Source organism: Roseivirga sp. UBA838 (genome assembly GCF_002296035.1).
GTDB lineage: Bacteria > Bacteroidota > Bacteroidia > Cytophagales > Cyclobacteriaceae > Roseivirga > Roseivirga thermotolerans.
The window spans coordinates 37,955-54,190 of record NZ_DBHC01000034.1 but is presented as its reverse complement, the minus strand read 5'-3'; the positions used below and the strand labels follow the sequence as shown (position 1 = coordinate 54,190).

The following is a 16,236-nucleotide window of genomic DNA, read 5'->3' as shown; positions in this document are numbered from 1 at the left end:
ACCGTGCCGCAATCAGTCTTCTTTGCGTGCTTTGTAGTAAATTGCAGCGTAGCACTTCGTATGCACCCAGCCATTGTAATTGCTTTTTCTGAATAACTCACGAGCCGCCTCTATGGGCTTTTTAGTTCCCATTTGCCTCATTTCTGCCTCAATGAGTTTCCAGGTTTCTTCCATTTGCTCTTGCGCCTGCTCTTCGCCCAGAGTGCGAATGAGCTGCTCGTAGCAGTCTTGTTGCAAAAACTCTGTAATGGTAGACTCAAATGGTTTGTCATTGGAGCGGAGCCTCCTTTGAGGCCATGCTTTAAACGTGTTCATGTGTGTAGTATTAACAGTCTGATCATTAGCTTTTTTGAACGGCCTTTAACCCCGCCTCGAAAATTTGCCTTACATATTCCGATGAATTTTTGGGAGGCAAACCCTCATTGACCAATCGCTTATTTTCATCCCTTACAAACTCATCCAGCCTCTGTCTTTGGTCTTCAAATAGCCTAATAACCAAAGGTTTACTCAGGTTACCATTGTGTTCTCTAACGTGCTTATTCATAGGCTTTGCTTTCCTGGGTTAAATGACACAACACATATCAAAGACCCTTTGGAGCGAACATCACTTTTGTGCCGCCAGTTTTGTATCATTGTATGCGTGTATTCACATAACAAAAATATAGATAATTATCTATGTTTTCAAAACTATTGTAGATTTTTTTCTAAATAAATTTCAATGTCTCAAATCGTCAGTCGGCTGAGTGACTACATAAAACATAAAAAACTGTCGGTCAGACAGTTCGAAAAGAGTGCCGGAATGTCCAACGGATCACTCGGAAAGGCGATTAAGAACGGAACAGACATTCAGACGAAATATTTGGATAATATCATTAAAGAGTTTCCTGACCTTAACCCAACCTGGTTGCTCACGGGCGAAGGAGACATGTTGCTCCCACCAACAGCCAATGAGCCTGAGCCCCAGTATACCAAGGGAAGCTCTTCTACTGAAAACTTGGTACAAATTCTGGCCAGCCCAAGCCAAACTGGGCGCGAACAGATTTTAAAAGAAGAGGTATTAAGACTTAAGCAAACCCTGGAAGAAATTCGGGAATTGCATGACAAAGGCATTATGGATACCCTAAAGGATTTGCTTCGAAAATCAAATCATTGATTACGCACTACTTCTCCACCACAAGAAATAAATCGAGTGCCTCATCGGCCTCATCTATCAGTACATAATCTGTATGCTTTATTTCAGCAACAAGTCCTGTATTGGCCGTATTGAGCTTGTTTCGGTTCAGGCGATTGAGTATATCGTACGGTATTCTTAACAAAGGAGCGGGCAGCCTGTACTGCAGATTGAAAATATCGAACCGGGTTATTTTTTCCACGGCCCTCTTATTCTGCTCGTAGTAGGCCATAACCTTATGGTTGCCGCCAACCCCCTTCATGGTGACTTTCGGAAAAATGGTCTGTGCCAATTGGGTTAACTCCTGAGCCGTATATTCTCTCACATGCCAGGGGTTACGAGTGAGGGTTTTCTTAATATTTGGGGTTGTCAACACGGCTTTGCCCCCCGGCTTCAGCACCCTGTATATCTCTTTTAAAAAGGCTTTATCTTCTTTTACATGTTCAATTACCTGAAAACTCACTATGGTATCGAAACTATTGTCGGCCAGGCCTTTGAATGGCGGAAAAACGGCTTGCCTAAAATCTACTCCGGGATATTTCTGCTGCAGGCGTTCGATCACCTCACCAATCTTATCCAATGCCACATATCCATCAGCCAGTGGACTTAGCAATTCTACTCCACGTCCTTCGCCACACCCCAGTTCCAGCAACTGTCCTTTTATAGACGGCATGGCCAAATAATAGGCCTGAAGCAATCGTTGGTGAATGGGATTGTCTGAAGGAATTTTGTCAGAGGCAATTTCTGTAGTGTAAGTAGCCATGTGTAAAATTTGGCCAAAATTAGGGGAATATCCCGAATTCGTTCAAATTTGTTCCGGCTAAGCACATATCTGCTATTTTTGATGGAAAGCAACGGCATGAAAACGCTATGTTCGGCACTACTACTCCTATGGAGCAGCCTGGTCTGGGCTCAGGGAAGGATGAGCTCATCAGACCTCAGCTTTCTCTATGATGAGGAGCATGAGTTTCTCGTTCGACACAAAACAGTGTCTCAGGGCAACCAGTTTAAGGTATACTTCAACTTCATGCTCAACAGTGGCAACGTGCGCATCTCGGATTTTCAGCTTAGCTATGATGTTCGCGGCAGCTACATCGATGAAAAGTCGGTAACAGAAAACAGCCGAATTGATACCAGCCAGGTGGTTGACATTGCCTTTAGACAGTATACTTACGAGCTAAACTTCGAACGAGAAGAAAACGACAAGCTTCTGGTGGTAGATGTGTACAACATCATTAAAGACACCCATTACTACATTGATATTCCCTTGATTGAGGAAGATACTCCCCCACCATCTTTTTTATTGATGGAGGTAGACAAAGACATTCCTTACTTTGCCCGTTACCTGAACCGGAACAGAGCAGTGCGGCTGGTAAACCCTTTTGGAACTCCTCTCAATTACGAAATCAGTGGCATTGAAAACAACAAAGCGGTGGCTATGCCTCCGTTTGACGAAACGGAACAACCCCAACCTTCAGAAGTACTGCTAGACACACTGTATGGTGTAAATGAAGGTGAGGTTTTTGAGTTTTACAACGAAGGTTTTTACACCATCAGAGCAGCACAAGCTCCCAACCAATCGCTCAAAATTCTTGTGGCCGATGAATTTTATCCCTATTTCAATGATTACTCAGAGCTTGTTCAACCCCTTATTTATGTGACAACCAACGATGAATACAAAGCCTTGAGAGGACCGGAAGAAACCCGGTTGGTATTCGAAGAGTTTGTAAACAATACCATTTCGGCTAACGAAAGAATAGCCAAAGACTTCATAAAGTTCTACTACCGAAGAGTTAGAAAGGCAGCCAGGCTCTTTACCGAGAATAAGGCCGGTTGGAAAACCGACCGCGGAATGGTCTACATAATTATGGGAGATCCCATACAGGTATTTCGTAATGAGCGGACAGAACTTTGGGTTTTTCCGGATAGTGAAGGAGGCCGAATACGTTTTATATTCGATATAGTGCAGGAAGACGGAATTACAAAGCACAAGCTCATTAGGGGCAAAAGATATAAGGAAAACTGGCTATTGGCCGTATCTCAGTGGCGCAACGGAAGAATAATTGAATGAATCAGCAACATAAAACAGACTACATCTATGGCACAAGGGCTGTCATAGAGTCCATACAGGCAGGCAAAGAAATCGATAAGTTGCTCGTGCAAAAAGATTTGCGAAACGAATTGATTTTGGAGCTGTTGCAGCTGGCAAAAGGCCACTCTATTCCCGTTCAGAAAGTGCCGGTAGAAAAACTGAACCGCATTACCAAAAAGAATCATCAGGGGGCAATAGCCTACTTATCATCGGTAGTCTATGCCTCGCTTGATCATGTGATTTCCGAAGCTTACGCCAAAGCAGAAACCCCATTGCTGATTATTCTCGACAGGGTTACGGATGTGCGCAATATTGGAGCCATAGCCCGAACGGCCGAATGTGCCGGTGTTCACGCCATTGTGGTACCCAGCCGTGGTACCGCCCAACTGGGTGCTGATGCCATGAAAACTTCGGCAGGAGCACTCAATCATATACCTATTTGTCGGGTAGAGAATCTAAAAACTACCATTCGGGAAATTCAGGATAATGGCATACAGGTGGTTGCCTGCTCAGAAAAAGCAGATGCACTGGTGTATTCGGCAGACTTAAGTGTACCTCTGGCTATTCTCATGGGTTCGGAAGAGGATGGTATTTCGCAAGAATATTTGAAACTGGCCGATAGCCATGTGAAACTGCCTGTAGTAGGCCAAATTGAGTCTCTTAATGTTTCGGTGGCCACGGGAGTGATTGTTTATGAAGTACTGCGCCAGCGCTTAAGCTAGGCAGCAGGTGGGCCCCTGTTGGTATACCCAAGACAAAACAAAGCCCTGGTTTGGCTGTAATCATTGCCAGGGCTTTATTATTCAGAGCCTCAATTCAATGATCGACCTCAGGCAAAACCTGCTCCCCGCTCTTTGGCGTCACTTAAAAACTCTCTGAATTTCTTTTCAGCATCTTTTTTACAAATGAGCACCACGTTGTCTGAGTGGGTAACCAAATAGCCATCGAGCTCCTGAGCTACAATTAGCGTATCCTTTGGTCCTTTTATATAACAGTTGGTAGAGTCATACAACAAGGCGTTGGCATCTACCACATTACCATTTTTGTCTTTTTCTTTAATCTCGTGAAGTGAATCCCAGCTACCAAGGTCAGACCAATCGAACTTTCCCTTAACCATGTATACCTCATCGGCCTTCTCCATTATTCCATAATCAATGGAAATACTTTTGCACAGGGTGTAAGCCTTATCGATAAACTCCTGCTCTCCGGCAGTATAATACTTATCGGCTCCTTCTTCAAAAATGACAGCAATATCTTCCAGATACCGATGAAAGGCGTTTGTAATAGCTTCTATAGACCAAACGAAAATGCCCGCATTCCACACAAAATCGCCACTTTCAATAAACTTTTGAGCCAACTCCAGCTCTGGTTTTTCTGTAAAGGTTTTTACCTTCTTAACCTTCTTTAGCGGGCTAGAGTGGTATTGTATATAGCCATACCCCGTTTCCGGTCGGCTAGGTACTATACCCAGTGTTATCAGTTTTTCAGAGCCTTTGGCCGCTTTGGTAGCAATAGTAATATTCTCTTCAAAAATCTTTTCCTTAAACACCACGTGGTCGGAAGGAGCCACAATCATAATCCCTTCAGGGTCTCTCTGCTTAATCTTAAAAGCCGGATAAGCCACCGCTGCAGCCGTGTTTCTCCCAATGGGCTCCAACAAAATCTGATCGTCAGACAAGTCTGGCAACTGCTCCTTCACCAGGTTGTAGTAGCTCTTGTTGGTAATTACATAAATGTTTTCACTGGGGCATATATTCAGAAACCTGTCGTATGTCATCTGAATTAACGACCGGCCTGTGCCCAGTACATCCAGAAATTGTTTGGGTTTATTTGCACGGCTATATGGCCAGAATCTACTGCCGATTCCGCCCGCCATGATAACTACATAGTTTTGTGCCATGATTATACTATTCCTTCATTCAGCAGGTCACTGATGTGCAAAAAGCCTACTACCCGCTTCTGATCTACTACTATTAATTGGTTAATATCATGCTCACGCATTTGATTGAGTGCCCGTAGGGCATACTCCCCTTTCGCAATGGTTTTAGGGTTGCGTGTCATTACTTCTGCAATAGTCAGTGCCGAAAAATCATCGTACTTCTCGAGCATCCGTCTCAGGTCGCCATCGGTAAAAATACCCACCAATTCGTTCTGTGCATTGACCACTGCAGCGGCTCCCAGCCTCTTTTTTGAAATTACTAAAATACTGGCTTTCACCAAGTCAGTTTCTTGAACAACGGGCAATTCGTTCTTTGGATATATATCATCTACCTTTAAGTAGAGTTGTTTACCCAGCGAGCCACCGGGATGATACCGCGCAAAATCTTCTGAAGTAAATCCTCTGGCCCACAACAAGGCCACAGCCAGAGCATCGCCCACAGCCATATGTACCGTTGTGCTGGTGGTTGGCGCAAGGTTGTTAGGATCGGCTTCTTCGGCCACTATGGCTTTCAATACATAGTCGGCATGTTTCGCCACATAACAATCTTCATTACTCACCAGCCCTATTATTTTGGCTCCAGTGCGTTTCAGGAGAGGAAGCAACACTTTTATTTCTTCCGTATTTCCGCTTTTGGAAATACACATCACCATATCTTCCTCCCTTATCATTCCCATGTCGCCATGAATGGCATCGGCCGCATGCATAAAAATGGCCGGAGTACCCGTAGAGTTGAGTGTGGCCACAATCTTGTTGGCAATTATGGCGCTTTTTCCCACCCCGGTAATCACCAACCTACCTTTCATGGAAAGTATTTCGTGAACTACTTGCTCAAAATCTTGGTCTATATACTCAATAACCTTAATTATGGCGTCAGCTTCTTTGCGAAGCGTCTCTTTGGCTATTGTTTGAATATTTTTATTTAAATTCAATGGAAGCGCACATTAATTTTGTGCGACAAATATAAGTAATGGTCTCATTCCAAATGGGTTTAGCCTAATTAATATGGTAAGTGTTGATGTACTACGATCTAAGCTGAAGGAGGTATTCGGCTATGATCAATTCAGGGGGAATCAGGAAAAAATAATACTGAACTTATTAGCAGGTAAAAACACCTTTGTGATTATGCCTACAGGCGCAGGAAAGTCCATGTGCTACCAGATGCCTGCTATTGTGCAAGAGGGCACCGCTATAGTTATTTCCCCGCTTATCGCCTTAATGAAGAATCAGGTAGACCAGCTCAATGCGGTTGGCATCAAAGCCCGGTTCCTCAACTCAACACTCTCAAAATCTGAGATAAACAAAATAAAAAAGGCTACCCTTGCCGGTGAACTCAAGTTACTATACATAGCCCCCGAGTCGCTTACTAAAGAAGAAAATGTAGACTTCCTCCGCCAGGCCAAAATATCGTTTGCGGCTATCGATGAGGCCCACTGTATTTCTGAATGGGGCCACGACTTCCGGCCTGAATACAGGCGAATAAAGTCTATAATCGACCATCTGGGCCAAATCCCTATCATAGCCCTTACGGCCACAGCCACCCCTAAAGTACAGCTCGACATTCAACGCAACCTGCAAATGGAGGGAGCCGATTTGTTCAAGTCTTCTTTTAACCGGGAAAACCTTTACTATGAAGTTCGCCCCAAAAAAGGCATTAAAAAACAGCTTATTAAGTTCATCAGGGAGAATCAGGGCAAGTCGGGGATTATATATTGCCTGAGCCGCAAGAAGGTAGAAGAAATTGCCGAGTTCTTGCGGGTGAACGGATTTAAGGCGGCTCCATATCATGCCGGCTTCGATCCGGCCGTTCGAATGAAGAATCAGGACGATTTTCTCAACGAGGAAGTGGATGTGATTGTGGCCACCATTGCTTTCGGCATGGGAATAGACAAACCAGACGTACGGTTTGTAATTCACTACGATGTGCCCAAGTCATTAGAAGGGTACTATCAGGAAACCGGTAGGGCAGGTAGAGACGGACTGGAAGGTCAGTGCATCATGTTCTACAGGTACAACGATATTCTCAAACTCGAAAAATTCAACAAAGACAAGCCTGTTACTGAAAAGGAAAACGCCAAAATATTGCTTGAGGAGATGGCTTCCTATGCGGAGTCGGCCGTATGTCGTAGAAAGCAACTCCTCCACTACTTTGGTGAGGAGTATGACGATACACACTGCAAAGAATCGGGAATGTGCGACAACTGTCGCTACCAGAGAGAAAAATATGATGGGCAACAATACGCCCAAACGGTTGTTGAAGCCGTACTGCAAACAGAAGAACGTTTTGGCATGAGTCATCTGGTCAACGTGATCAGAGGCTCCAGCAACCAGTATGTAAAAAGCTACAAGCACGACAAATTGCCCGTTTATGGCAAAGGAAAAGGTGAAGACGAAAGCTTTTGGAAGTCGGTAGTAAGACAAACGCTACTCAATGAGCTTATTGAAAAAGACATAGAAAACATAGGTCTGCTCAAATGCACGCAAAAAGGCCGAAAGTTTGTTGAAAAGCCCGAATACATTGAGTTCACCAAAGACCTGGATTTTAGCGATGTAGACGAAACGGAGGATGAAAGCAATGAAACTCCTGCTTCGCCAAACCCGGGTAGTTCTTACGACAAGGTGCTTTTTGACCTTTTGAAAGCTGAAAGAAAGAAAATAGCCAAAGAGAAAAATCTTCCACCCTATGTGATTATTCAGGATCCCTCGCTGCAGGAGATGGCTACCACCTACCCCACCACTCCGGAAGCTCTGGCCAACGTAAATGGCATTGGCATGGGCAAAGTACAAAAGTTCGGAGCCTCATTCATGCGACTCATTAAACAGTATGTAGAAGATAATGAGATTGACATTGAAGATGTAGTAGTTATTAAATCTTCGGGCAATAAGTCCAAAAACAAAATTTACATTATTCAGCAGGTAGACCGAAAAATAGACTTGGAAGAAGTAGCCGAACAAAAAGGGTGGTCTATGGAAGAGTTGATAGACGAAATGGAAATTATCTGTTTTGCGGGCACCAAACTCAACCTGGACTATTACCTGGATCAAATTATGGACGAAGACCTGCAGGACGACATAATGAACTACTTTATGAATGCCGAGTCTGACGACATTAAAGAAGCCATGGACGAATTTGATGGGGAAGACATTACTGAAGAAGACCTACGATTGATGCGTATTAAATTCCTTTCAGAATACGCAAATTAATTACCTTTGAGGCTTTCAAAAAACCCTTATAATCTATGAAAGTCCTTGTTCTTGGTAGCGGTGGCAGAGAACACGCCCTCAGTTGGAAAATTGCTCAAAGCAAACAATGCGAAGCCCTGTTCATTGCTCCCGGCAATGCGGGCACAGCACAAGTAGGGACTAACGTGGCCCTGACCGTAACGGATTTTGAAGGCATTGGCCACTTTGTAAAACAAGAACAAATTGATTTGGTAGTTGTAGGGCCAGAAGACCCTTTGGTAAAAGGTATTGCCGACTACTTTGCCAAAGATGATGAACTAAAGAAGGTCGGACTGGTAGGCCCTTCAGCTAACGGGGCTCAACTAGAGGGGAGCAAGGATTTTTCTAAGCGCTTTATGGAACGACACGGCATACCCACCGCCCGTTCCAAAACATTTACCCGCGAAAATCTTGAAGAGGGACTCAATTACGTTTCGAGCCACCCACTGCCGGTAGTGCTCAAAGCTGACGGACTAGCAGCCGGTAAGGGAGTAATTATTGCAGAAACCACCGAGCAGGCCCGCGAAACCCTACAAGAGATGCTGGTGGAAGCCAAGTTTGGCGATGCTTCCAGCAGGGTGGTTATTGAGCAATACCTTCAGGGTATTGAATTGTCGGTTTTTGTACTTACCGATGGGCATAGCTACAAAATTCTGCCCGAAGCCAAAGACTACAAACGCATAGGAGAAAACGATACGGGGCTGAACACTGGCGGTATGGGAGCTGTAACTCCAGTACCCTTTGCGGCAGGAGACTTTATGCAAAAAGTAGAAGAGCGCATTGTAAAACCAACCGTAAAAGGCCTGAAGGAAGAAAACATCGACTACAAAGGCTTTATTTTCATTGGCCTTATGAATGTTGGCGGAGACCCTTATGTAATTGAGTATAACGTTCGAATGGGAGACCCTGAAACCCAGGTTGTCATACCTAAGATTAAATCGGACTTATTGGAACTACTGCAAGCTACTGCACAAGAACGGCTGGCCGAGGTGGATTATACGACACACAATGAAGCTTTTACTACAGTGGTAATGGTTTCTGGTGGCTACCCAGGCAGCTACCCCAAAGGGCACCCCATCAGCGGATTGAACGAGGTAAATGAGGCTTTGGTGTTTCATGCAGGAACCAAGCTGAACGACTCGCAAGACATCGTTACCAATGGTGGTCGGGTGCTGGCCATTACCGGAAAAGGCGAATCGGTAGAAAAAGCCCTCGAAAATGCTTATAATGGTGTCAGCAAAATTTCCTGGACAGATGAGTATCATCGTAGAGACATTGGCCAGGATATTCTAAGATTGCTTAAACAATAGACTTCTGGCCTTGGGCTTAGTAAATATATGAGTTGTAGTTGTGGAACAAGTGTAGCAGGCAAAACAGCAGGATGCAATAACAATGGTGGCTGTGCCACGGGTGGTTGCAATAAGCTGAACGTTTTTGATTGGCTCTCCAATATGGACGTGCCGGTTCAGGAGAAGTTCAACATAGTGGAGGTACGTTTTAAAAACGGCCGCAAAGAGTTCTTTAAGAATGAAAACCACCTGGATCTTGTTACCGGAGAGGCCGTAATTGTAGATGTTCCCGGAGGGCATCATCTGGGGCACGTATCTATGCAAGGCGAACTTGTAAGACTTCAAATGAAAAAGAAGAATGTTGAAGTCAACGATGAAATTCGCCAAATCTATCGCAAAGCCACACTCAAAGACCTCGAAAAATTTGAGCAGGTGAGAAAGCGCGAAATGCCTGCCCTCTATCGCACCCGAAACATTATTCTGGAACAAAAGCTGGAAATGAAACTCACCGATATTGAGTTTCAGGCCGACAACACCAAAGCTACTTTTTACTATTCTGCCGATGACCGGGTAGATTTTCGGGAGCTGATTAAAGTGCTGGCAGCCGAATTTAAAATTCGGGTAGAAATGCGACAAATAAGCCTGAGACAGGAGGCTGGTCGCCTTGGTGGCATAGGATCTTGCGGACGCGAACTGTGCTGTTCTACCTGGCTCAGCGAGTTCAAAAGTGTATCTACAGCCGCAGCCCGCTACCAAAACCTTAGCCTCAATCCGAGTAAACTTTCCGGCCAGTGCGGCCGACTCAAGTGCTGCCTTAATTATGAGCTGGACACTTATATGGAAGCTCTGGAAGATATTCCTGAAGTGACCAAGCTTAAAACCAGTAAAGGGGAAGCGCGACTACAAAAAACTGATATTTTCAGAAAAATAATGTGGTTTAGCTATGGCGATGAAAACAGCTGGCATCCCATACCCACAGCGCGTGTAAAAGAAATTCTTGCCCTGAATCAGAAAGGTGAAATCCCCGAATCGCTAACCGAAGACAAAGCGGCTGTAAGCCCGGTAGAAGCTACCATTAATAGTGACCTGGAGCGCATGGACGAGCGGTTTAAGAAAAAAGATGCTCGAAAAAAAGCCAAGAAGCGCAGAGGCCCCAGAAACGACAAAGGCAAAACAGGTGCCCCAAAAGGCCCGAAAAAGCCCGAGGCAAAAGCGGCTCCACAAAGCGGCACAGTAGCAGCCAAAGGCAAACCAAAGCCCCCTCGTAAAAAGAACCGAAACTTTAAGAAGCGGAATCGCCCGGACAATGACCAGAAAAGCTAAGTTAGCCATTGCAACCCTTCTCCTCTTCGTGTGGGCATGCGATGCCCAAAGGGTATTTGAAGACGACCAAAGCTTTGAACAGAAAAGCTGGCACATGAACGAAATGCCGGAGTTCAGCTTTGAAATAGAGGATACAACTCCCAAAAACATTTACTTCAAGCTCAGAAATGACCTTGAATATCCGTTTCAAAACCTTTATGTGACTTACTACCTGCTCGATGAACAAAATGAGCAGGTTACCTCCGACCTCATTAATATTTCCCTGTTCGATGAGGTAAGTGGCAAACCTCTTGGTAAAGGCAGCAGTATTTACCAGTCTTCTGAGCGTATTTTGGAAGGATACTCCTTTCCACAACCTGGTAAATACACTTTTAGGGTAGCTCAATATATGAGAAGTGAATCCCTGGCAGGAGTGCATTCGGTGGGGGTGAGAGTAGAAGAAGCCAATTAGATCTTAATCCTTGCTAAATCAAGAATAGAGGTCTACAGCCCCCTAAACCTTATACCGTGCAGCAAGATGTGTGCTTACCTCACACTATCTACCAACTCAATAAATCGGCTGATTTTATCTTTTACATTGGTACCATTTTGCCAATAGTCGCGAGAGTGCATTAGGCGATAGGGCCAGGCTTTAGCACTAAGCAGTGCCGGTCTGTAAACAAAACTTTCTTTCACTGAGGTACTCACGTAGAAGGAATTATCGTCCGTAAAGATCAGGCCCAGATACTTATTCCTACGCATCAAGGCAATATCTGCATAAACGGAATCGGACTTCATTTTTACGGGCAACTCCCCTTCCAGTGCTATAAGCTTATTCTTTAAATACCACTCTTGTTCAAACCCCTTATCTATGGTAAGTGTAATATCCATTTCTTTGTCAGAGACCTGCTTGGCATATTTTAAATAGGCCTTTAACATTTTGGGGCCTTCATTCCTGGTATCTTCTACCTTGAGCTGCGAAGGCAAAATAGAAGTAACGATCACCACCTTTTGTCTGGCCCGGGTAATGGCCACGTTCAATCTGTTTTCTCCCCCCACCTGATTGAGGCTACCAAACTGTACATTCATCTTGCCATTGGCGTCTGGTGCGTAACCCGTACTGAAAATGATCACATCGCGTTCATCGCCCTGAACATTCTCTATATTTTTCACAAACAGGGATCCTTTATCCATTAACCCTTCTTCTTCCAGTAAGTCTATTATCAGTCCTTGCTGAACCGCATTGAATGTAACCACCCCCAAACTGTACTCTGTCTTCTTTCTCAGAAAAGACTTTACCACTTCTACCACTTCGCGGGCTTCCTCAAGATTACTTTGTTTTTCCCACCGGCCTTTCACCTTGATATATTCTATGGCAGGTTCAGTTCCATTGGCCACATCAAAATGAGGAAGCATAGTGAGTTTATTTTGGTAGAAATGCTCATTAGAGAATTGAATTAGCTCTTGAGACTGACTTCTGTAATGACCTCTCAGATGCACCTGCATAAGGAAATTACGGCTAAGCTCTAAAAGCGATTCTACCTCCAGAGCCATCTCTTCCGAATCGTCTTCCCAGCGCACTCTGTACAAATCGTTGGGTTTCAATTGCTGATCGTCACCAGCCACCACCACTTGCTTACCTCTGTAAATGGCCGGCAAACCTTTCTCCGCAAAGCATTGGCTGGCCTCATCAAAAATCACCAGATCGAACACAGACTCCATGGGAAAAATAGCCGAAACAGATTCCGGAGAAGCCAACCAGCAGGGCACCAGGTTGAACAACTCTTGATAAAAGTGATTAATAACCCTGCGAACAGGCCATATCTTTCGCTTTTTGGTCACCTGATGGAGCAACTCGCGATAAGTGACCATGTTATTCAAGCGATTGAATTCAATACCCTCATAAGTTCTTTCACGCGCCTTTTGTAGTAATATCTGATTGCTGGCTTCAGCCTTTTGTTCCACAGCCTCCCGGAGTTCAGAAATAAGTCGGTCGAACTTTAAAGTGGATACAGCTCTTAGAATGGGGTTTTTACTCTCAATATGGTCTATCCATGCCAGTCGCAAGCTGTTATCAAACACTTGCAGTACTTCTTTTTTGTGGGCAAGGTGCAAATCAGCCAACCGATCTACAATGGCCAACTCTTTATCTGAGAAGGACTCCCTCAGTTTATCTAACTCACAGAGAGTCTCAAAATCTCGTTTCACACTTTTTCGCAAAGCCTTCAAAAAATCCTCATCAACGAGAAGTCTGTCGATTTGAGGCGGCTCAATGTACTTGTTCCATCGGCTGCGCCTAGCCGGCAGTGGCTCAAGAGCCTTTCTTAGCTCTTTAATTTTAGACCGGAACTCTTTAGCAGAAAGCTTATTGAGCTTAAAATACTCGTTGAAATTGGCAAATGAATTGAATCGCAGTTTACCGTTTACGGCCATCTCCAAATGGTCGATCCATTGATTTATTTCTTCCTGAGACAAGGTCTTGGGTACAGAATTTATCCAGCCCACGCTGCGAAGCTTGGTAAGCTGATGTTGCAGATTGAGGCGATTATCGATTCGCTCTGTGAGTATTCTAAGGGCGGCCTTATCATCTCGCAAACCATTGGCTACCAGTATTCTGGCCAATCGCAGTTTTTCTTTTGAGAAACGCCATTTAAACGATTTCCAAGCCGAATTCTTGGCATCGGATCTCTGCTTAAGTATTTGCTGTACCTCTCCTATTTCATTGGCCGGAATGGTTTGCTCTACGCCATTTCCCTCAAAACATTTGTTCAGAAGGTTACGGGTATTTTTTAACCACAGCAATTCTGTCTGAGCGTTTGGGAAAGCCGTCATTGGCCTGAAAAGCCTGTAAATTTCCTCGTTTTTTAAGTAGGCGTTTATCTCTCTAAGGCGCTCAAGGTTTTCACTAATGGTTCGGCAGGCATCGTAGTCTACTTCTTCTCCTATAATTTCAGAGACCTGCCTGGCAATAGCTCGCGCCTCTTTAGGGATTTCATCCAAGCAGCTCAAAATTTCCTGCAAATCGCTCGCCCTGAAACCGGCAAAGCTTACCCGATCGGACCAGGGGTGCTCATCACTGTCCAATTCATTGGCATAGTCAAAATAAAGCTCCAGTTTCTTTAAAAACTTATCGAGCTTCTTAAAGTGAAAATCGGAATACTCCTGTACCATGGATATGTGAGCAGCCTCCGGACTCGAAGTGAGGTATAGTTCCTTTACCGAGAATCCACATTCCGAATTATCGAACAAAGCCGCCTTGTATTCCTCCAGTTGCTCTACATTCTCCTCAATGGTAAGGCTGGCCTGCCTAAACTGCCGGTCGAGTTGAAGGGCATCCAGATTGTTGTTACTCCTTTTGTATTCTTGAAGCCGATCGATTTGGCGAGCAATTTTATCGTAAATCTCTTTTCTGTCGGCTTTAAAATCATGAACAAGGGCTGCAAATTCATGAATTTCGTGTTCTTTAAGCCGGTGATATACTACATCCAGAGCGGCTCTCTTTTGGCTGACTACAAGCACTTTTTTGCCCCGGGCTATAAAATCAGACACCAGGTTACAAATGAGTTGTGACTTGCCAGTGCCGGGAGGGCCCTGAACCACTATGGAGCCACCTTTCTTAACAGCCTTTAGGGCATTTTCCTGATGAGCATCGAGCGGAAAGGGAGTGTAAGTCTCGTCTTCTTTTACTGAACTTAGAAAGAAAGTTTCGGGGTCAAAATTGGCAGAATCGGGTGTCTCGGCTCTGAGAACACGATCTTCGAAGAATTGTTCTAACGACTCATACGGATTGGCTTCCAAAAGAAAATCATAATCGGGAACCAAGTACGAATCGGCCTGAGGAAATAGTCCAAGAACAGCCTGCATTTTTAGACTTAACTCACCTACATCGTAAGTTTGCTCTAATTGATCTTTGACTTTATTGGGGAATGGTTCTAACTGTTCTGCATAAAACTCCCGGCTAAAAGGAATATCTATACTACTGGCTGAAATCTGCTCGTATAGCTGGTTTTTGAAGGTGGTGGCATGACGGTCGTAATCATCGAAACTATGTTCCACCAATTCTTCTTTAACCTCAATTTGATTGTAATGGCTAAAAGCCAACAGTAAGCTTTTGTTGAAACTGATGTTTACATCTTTCTTTAGGCTCAATGCCCAATGGTCCTTTTCAAGTTGAAGCTCTACCGGAAAGAAGCAAAGCGGAGCACGAAGGATGGTACCATCATTGAACTTGCCTTCCACAAAAGGCCAGCCTACATACATGTCTCTGGCACCGGATTCCTCAAACAAAAACTTTTCCCTGCGATTAAGCTTCTTAAGTCGAGCTGCGATTTTATTGGAAAGCTCATCCCTGGCGTCCGACTGAGGCACCAGTTTTACCTGACTTTTTCTGGTAATTAAGTGCTCCATAATTTGCCAGGAAGGCACTCCATTCACATGATCCAGATCGTGCAGGTCGATAAACTGCTCTACATTCAGCTTCAGCAAAAGCAACGACCTGTTGTTACCTGAAAGGTTAGTGAGCCGTTTGAGGTATGATTGGAGGATGTCCTTCATGGATGCTGTGGATGGATTTACAGACTTATCCGAAAATAGAGAAAAGTGATTAGTTATCAGTATAACAGTGATCAGTTAATCGGAAAATAGAAAGAGGTTGATCTATCCTACTTTTTTACTATTTAAATAATAGGAATAATATCCCCCTATAATCTGAGCTGTCTTACGAACATCTGGCCCAACTCCAGTTAAAAGCACCTGCCTCTTTTCTCCATACTTATCAATGGCTGTTAACCTATAGTCTTTGCCATAATTAGTAGGCACCTCTTCGATATACATATTGACAACATATTTGAACGATATATAAGTATTCTTCGATTCAATACCCATATGATTGATAATGACCTTAGGCCTTTTGTCCAGTAAGGGAAGTGCAATGAGTCCGCAAATACCCAGCATAATTAGCCCTAGCCAGACCAAAGCAATTAAAACCACATTATGCCCCAGAATAAATTTCGCCAAAAAGAAAACCACGGCAAATAAATAAATTGCACCTATGACCTTTACTCCATTAAGTATGTACTTCTTTGAATTATATAGTCTTATCTCTTCAGGTTTAGAATCTACTGAAAGATCAACTGGGATTTCTAGATACTTGACCCCATTTATCTTATCCCAAAAGTTTCTATTCCTTCCCTCTAGCACTGATTTCTAATTGACCGTTCAC

14 protein-coding genes are annotated in these 16,236 nt (G+C 44.1%); 7 read left to right on the top strand and 7 right to left on the bottom strand.

The genetic code is table 11. From position 1 onward, the window contains the following. Positions 1 to 12: 12 nt before the first annotated feature. Together B3O12_RS11975 and B3O12_RS11970 are read right to left on the bottom strand one after the other, a co-directional pair. A complete protein-coding gene (locus tag B3O12_RS11975; protein ID WP_189628339.1) occupies positions 13 to 315 on the bottom strand; it encodes a hypothetical protein in 303 nt (100 codons plus the stop codon). Between the two features lie 25 nt (positions 316 to 340). Further along, positions 341 to 544: a hypothetical protein gene (locus B3O12_RS11970; RefSeq protein WP_286756449.1), complete on the bottom strand. Its 204-nt coding sequence runs from the start codon at positions 542 to 544 to the stop codon at positions 341 to 343. A 174-nt stretch (positions 545 to 718) separates the two neighbouring features. Between B3O12_RS11970 and B3O12_RS11965 the strand changes: the two genes are divergently transcribed. Then, on the top strand, positions 719 to 1,153 hold the full coding sequence (locus B3O12_RS11965) for a hypothetical protein (RefSeq protein ID WP_286756448.1): 435 nt from the start codon (positions 719 to 721) through the stop codon (positions 1,151 to 1,153). A gap of 7 nt (positions 1,154 to 1,160) precedes the next feature. On the opposite strand, the gene B3O12_RS11960 is transcribed toward B3O12_RS11965, so the two are convergent. Next, positions 1,161 to 1,934 carry a class I SAM-dependent methyltransferase gene (locus B3O12_RS11960; protein ID WP_286756447.1) on the bottom strand — a complete coding sequence of 258 codons (774 nt, stop codon included), beginning with the start codon at positions 1,932 to 1,934 and terminating at the stop codon, positions 1,161 to 1,163. A 96-nt stretch (positions 1,935 to 2,030) separates the two neighbouring features. Here B3O12_RS11960 and B3O12_RS11955 point away from each other — a divergent pair, with 96 nt between their 5' ends. Beyond that, positions 2,031 to 3,242, top strand: coding sequence for a GWxTD domain-containing protein (locus tag B3O12_RS11955; RefSeq protein WP_286756446.1), 1,212 nt, complete (start codon positions 2,031 to 2,033; stop codon positions 3,240 to 3,242). Then, positions 3,239 to 3,985 carry a 23S rRNA (guanosine(2251)-2'-O)-methyltransferase RlmB gene (rlmB, locus tag B3O12_RS11950; protein ID WP_286756445.1) on the top strand — a complete coding sequence of 249 codons (747 nt, stop codon included), beginning with the start codon at positions 3,239 to 3,241 and terminating at the stop codon, positions 3,983 to 3,985. The genes B3O12_RS11955 and rlmB overlap by 4 nt, the downstream gene beginning before the upstream one ends. A gap of 107 nt (positions 3,986 to 4,092) precedes the next feature. On the opposite strand, the gene B3O12_RS11945 is transcribed toward rlmB, so the two are convergent. Both B3O12_RS11945 and B3O12_RS11940 read right to left on the bottom strand, forming a co-directional pair. After that, positions 4,093 to 5,163: a mannose-1-phosphate guanylyltransferase gene (locus tag B3O12_RS11945; RefSeq protein WP_286743491.1), complete on the bottom strand. Its 1,071-nt coding sequence runs from the start codon at positions 5,161 to 5,163 to the stop codon at positions 4,093 to 4,095. A 2-nt stretch (positions 5,164 to 5,165) separates the two neighbouring features. Continuing rightward, positions 5,166 to 6,134 (bottom strand): KpsF/GutQ family sugar-phosphate isomerase, encoded by a 969-nt coding sequence (locus B3O12_RS11940; RefSeq protein ID WP_189628346.1) that lies wholly within the window; start codon positions 6,132 to 6,134, stop codon positions 5,166 to 5,168. Positions 6,135 to 6,207: 73 nt separating this feature from the next. On the opposite strand from B3O12_RS11940, the gene recQ reads away from it, so the two are divergent. The 4 genes from recQ to B3O12_RS11920 are packed head-to-tail and all read left to right on the top strand — an operon-like array spanning position 6,208 to position 11,487. Continuing rightward, on the top strand, positions 6,208 to 8,406 hold the full coding sequence (recQ, locus tag B3O12_RS11935; protein WP_286756443.1) for a DNA helicase RecQ: 2,199 nt from the start codon (positions 6,208 to 6,210) through the stop codon (positions 8,404 to 8,406). Positions 8,407 to 8,441: 35 nt separating this feature from the next. Beyond that, on the top strand, positions 8,442 to 9,734 hold the full coding sequence (purD, locus tag B3O12_RS11930) for a phosphoribosylamine--glycine ligase (RefSeq protein ID WP_286756442.1): 1,293 nt from the start codon (positions 8,442 to 8,444) through the stop codon (positions 9,732 to 9,734). A gap of 27 nt (positions 9,735 to 9,761) precedes the next feature. Continuing rightward, the gene (locus B3O12_RS11925; RefSeq protein WP_286743494.1) at positions 9,762 to 11,036 is read left to right on the top strand and encodes a PSP1 domain-containing protein; all 1,275 of its coding nucleotides are present in this window, start codon (positions 9,762 to 9,764) and stop codon (positions 11,034 to 11,036) included. Then, positions 11,020 to 11,487, top strand: coding sequence for a gliding motility lipoprotein GldH (locus B3O12_RS11920; RefSeq protein ID WP_189628350.1), 468 nt, complete (start codon positions 11,020 to 11,022; stop codon positions 11,485 to 11,487). The genes B3O12_RS11925 and B3O12_RS11920 overlap by 17 nt, the downstream gene beginning before the upstream one ends. A 74-nt stretch (positions 11,488 to 11,561) precedes the next feature. Here the strand turns inward: B3O12_RS11920 and B3O12_RS11915 are convergent, their stop codons facing one another. Next, positions 11,562 to 15,569, bottom strand: a complete 4,008-nt coding sequence (locus B3O12_RS11915) for an AAA domain-containing protein (RefSeq protein WP_286756441.1) — start codon at positions 15,567 to 15,569, stop codon at positions 11,562 to 11,564. Positions 15,570 to 15,671: 102 nt separating this feature from the next. Further along, positions 15,672 to 16,214, bottom strand: coding sequence for a hypothetical protein (locus B3O12_RS11910; protein ID WP_286756440.1), 543 nt, complete (start codon positions 16,212 to 16,214; stop codon positions 15,672 to 15,674). Positions 16,215 to 16,236 lie beyond the last annotated feature (22 nt).

Coding starts and splice junctions, on each gene's coding strand:
- rlmB (WP_286756445.1), top strand. CDS start 3,239: ATGAATCAGCAACATAAAACAGACTACATCTATGGCACAAGGGCTGTC.
- purD (WP_286756442.1), top strand. CDS start 8,442: ATGAAAGTCCTTGTTCTTGGTAGCGGTGGCAGAGAACACGCCCTCAGT.
- B3O12_RS11915 (WP_286756441.1), bottom strand. CDS start 15,569: ATGAAGGACATCCTCCAATCATACCTCAAACGGCTCACTAACCTTTCA.
- B3O12_RS11925 (WP_286743494.1), top strand. CDS start 9,762: ATGAGTTGTAGTTGTGGAACAAGTGTAGCAGGCAAAACAGCAGGATGC.
- B3O12_RS11955 (WP_286756446.1), top strand. CDS start 2,031: ATGAAAACGCTATGTTCGGCACTACTACTCCTATGGAGCAGCCTGGTC.
- B3O12_RS11960 (WP_286756447.1), bottom strand. CDS start 1,934: ATGGCTACTTACACTACAGAAATTGCCTCTGACAAAATTCCTTCAGAC.
- B3O12_RS11920 (WP_189628350.1), top strand. CDS start 11,020: ATGACCAGAAAAGCTAAGTTAGCCATTGCAACCCTTCTCCTCTTCGTG.
- B3O12_RS11965 (WP_286756448.1), top strand. CDS start 719: ATGTCTCAAATCGTCAGTCGGCTGAGTGACTACATAAAACATAAAAAA.
- B3O12_RS11945 (WP_286743491.1), bottom strand. CDS start 5,163: ATGGCACAAAACTATGTAGTTATCATGGCGGGCGGAATCGGCAGTAGA.
- B3O12_RS11970 (WP_286756449.1), bottom strand. CDS start 544: ATGAATAAGCACGTTAGAGAACACAATGGTAACCTGAGTAAACCTTTG.
- recQ (WP_286756443.1), top strand. CDS start 6,208: ATGGTAAGTGTTGATGTACTACGATCTAAGCTGAAGGAGGTATTCGGC.
- B3O12_RS11975 (WP_189628339.1), bottom strand. CDS start 315: ATGAACACGTTTAAAGCATGGCCTCAAAGGAGGCTCCGCTCCAATGAC.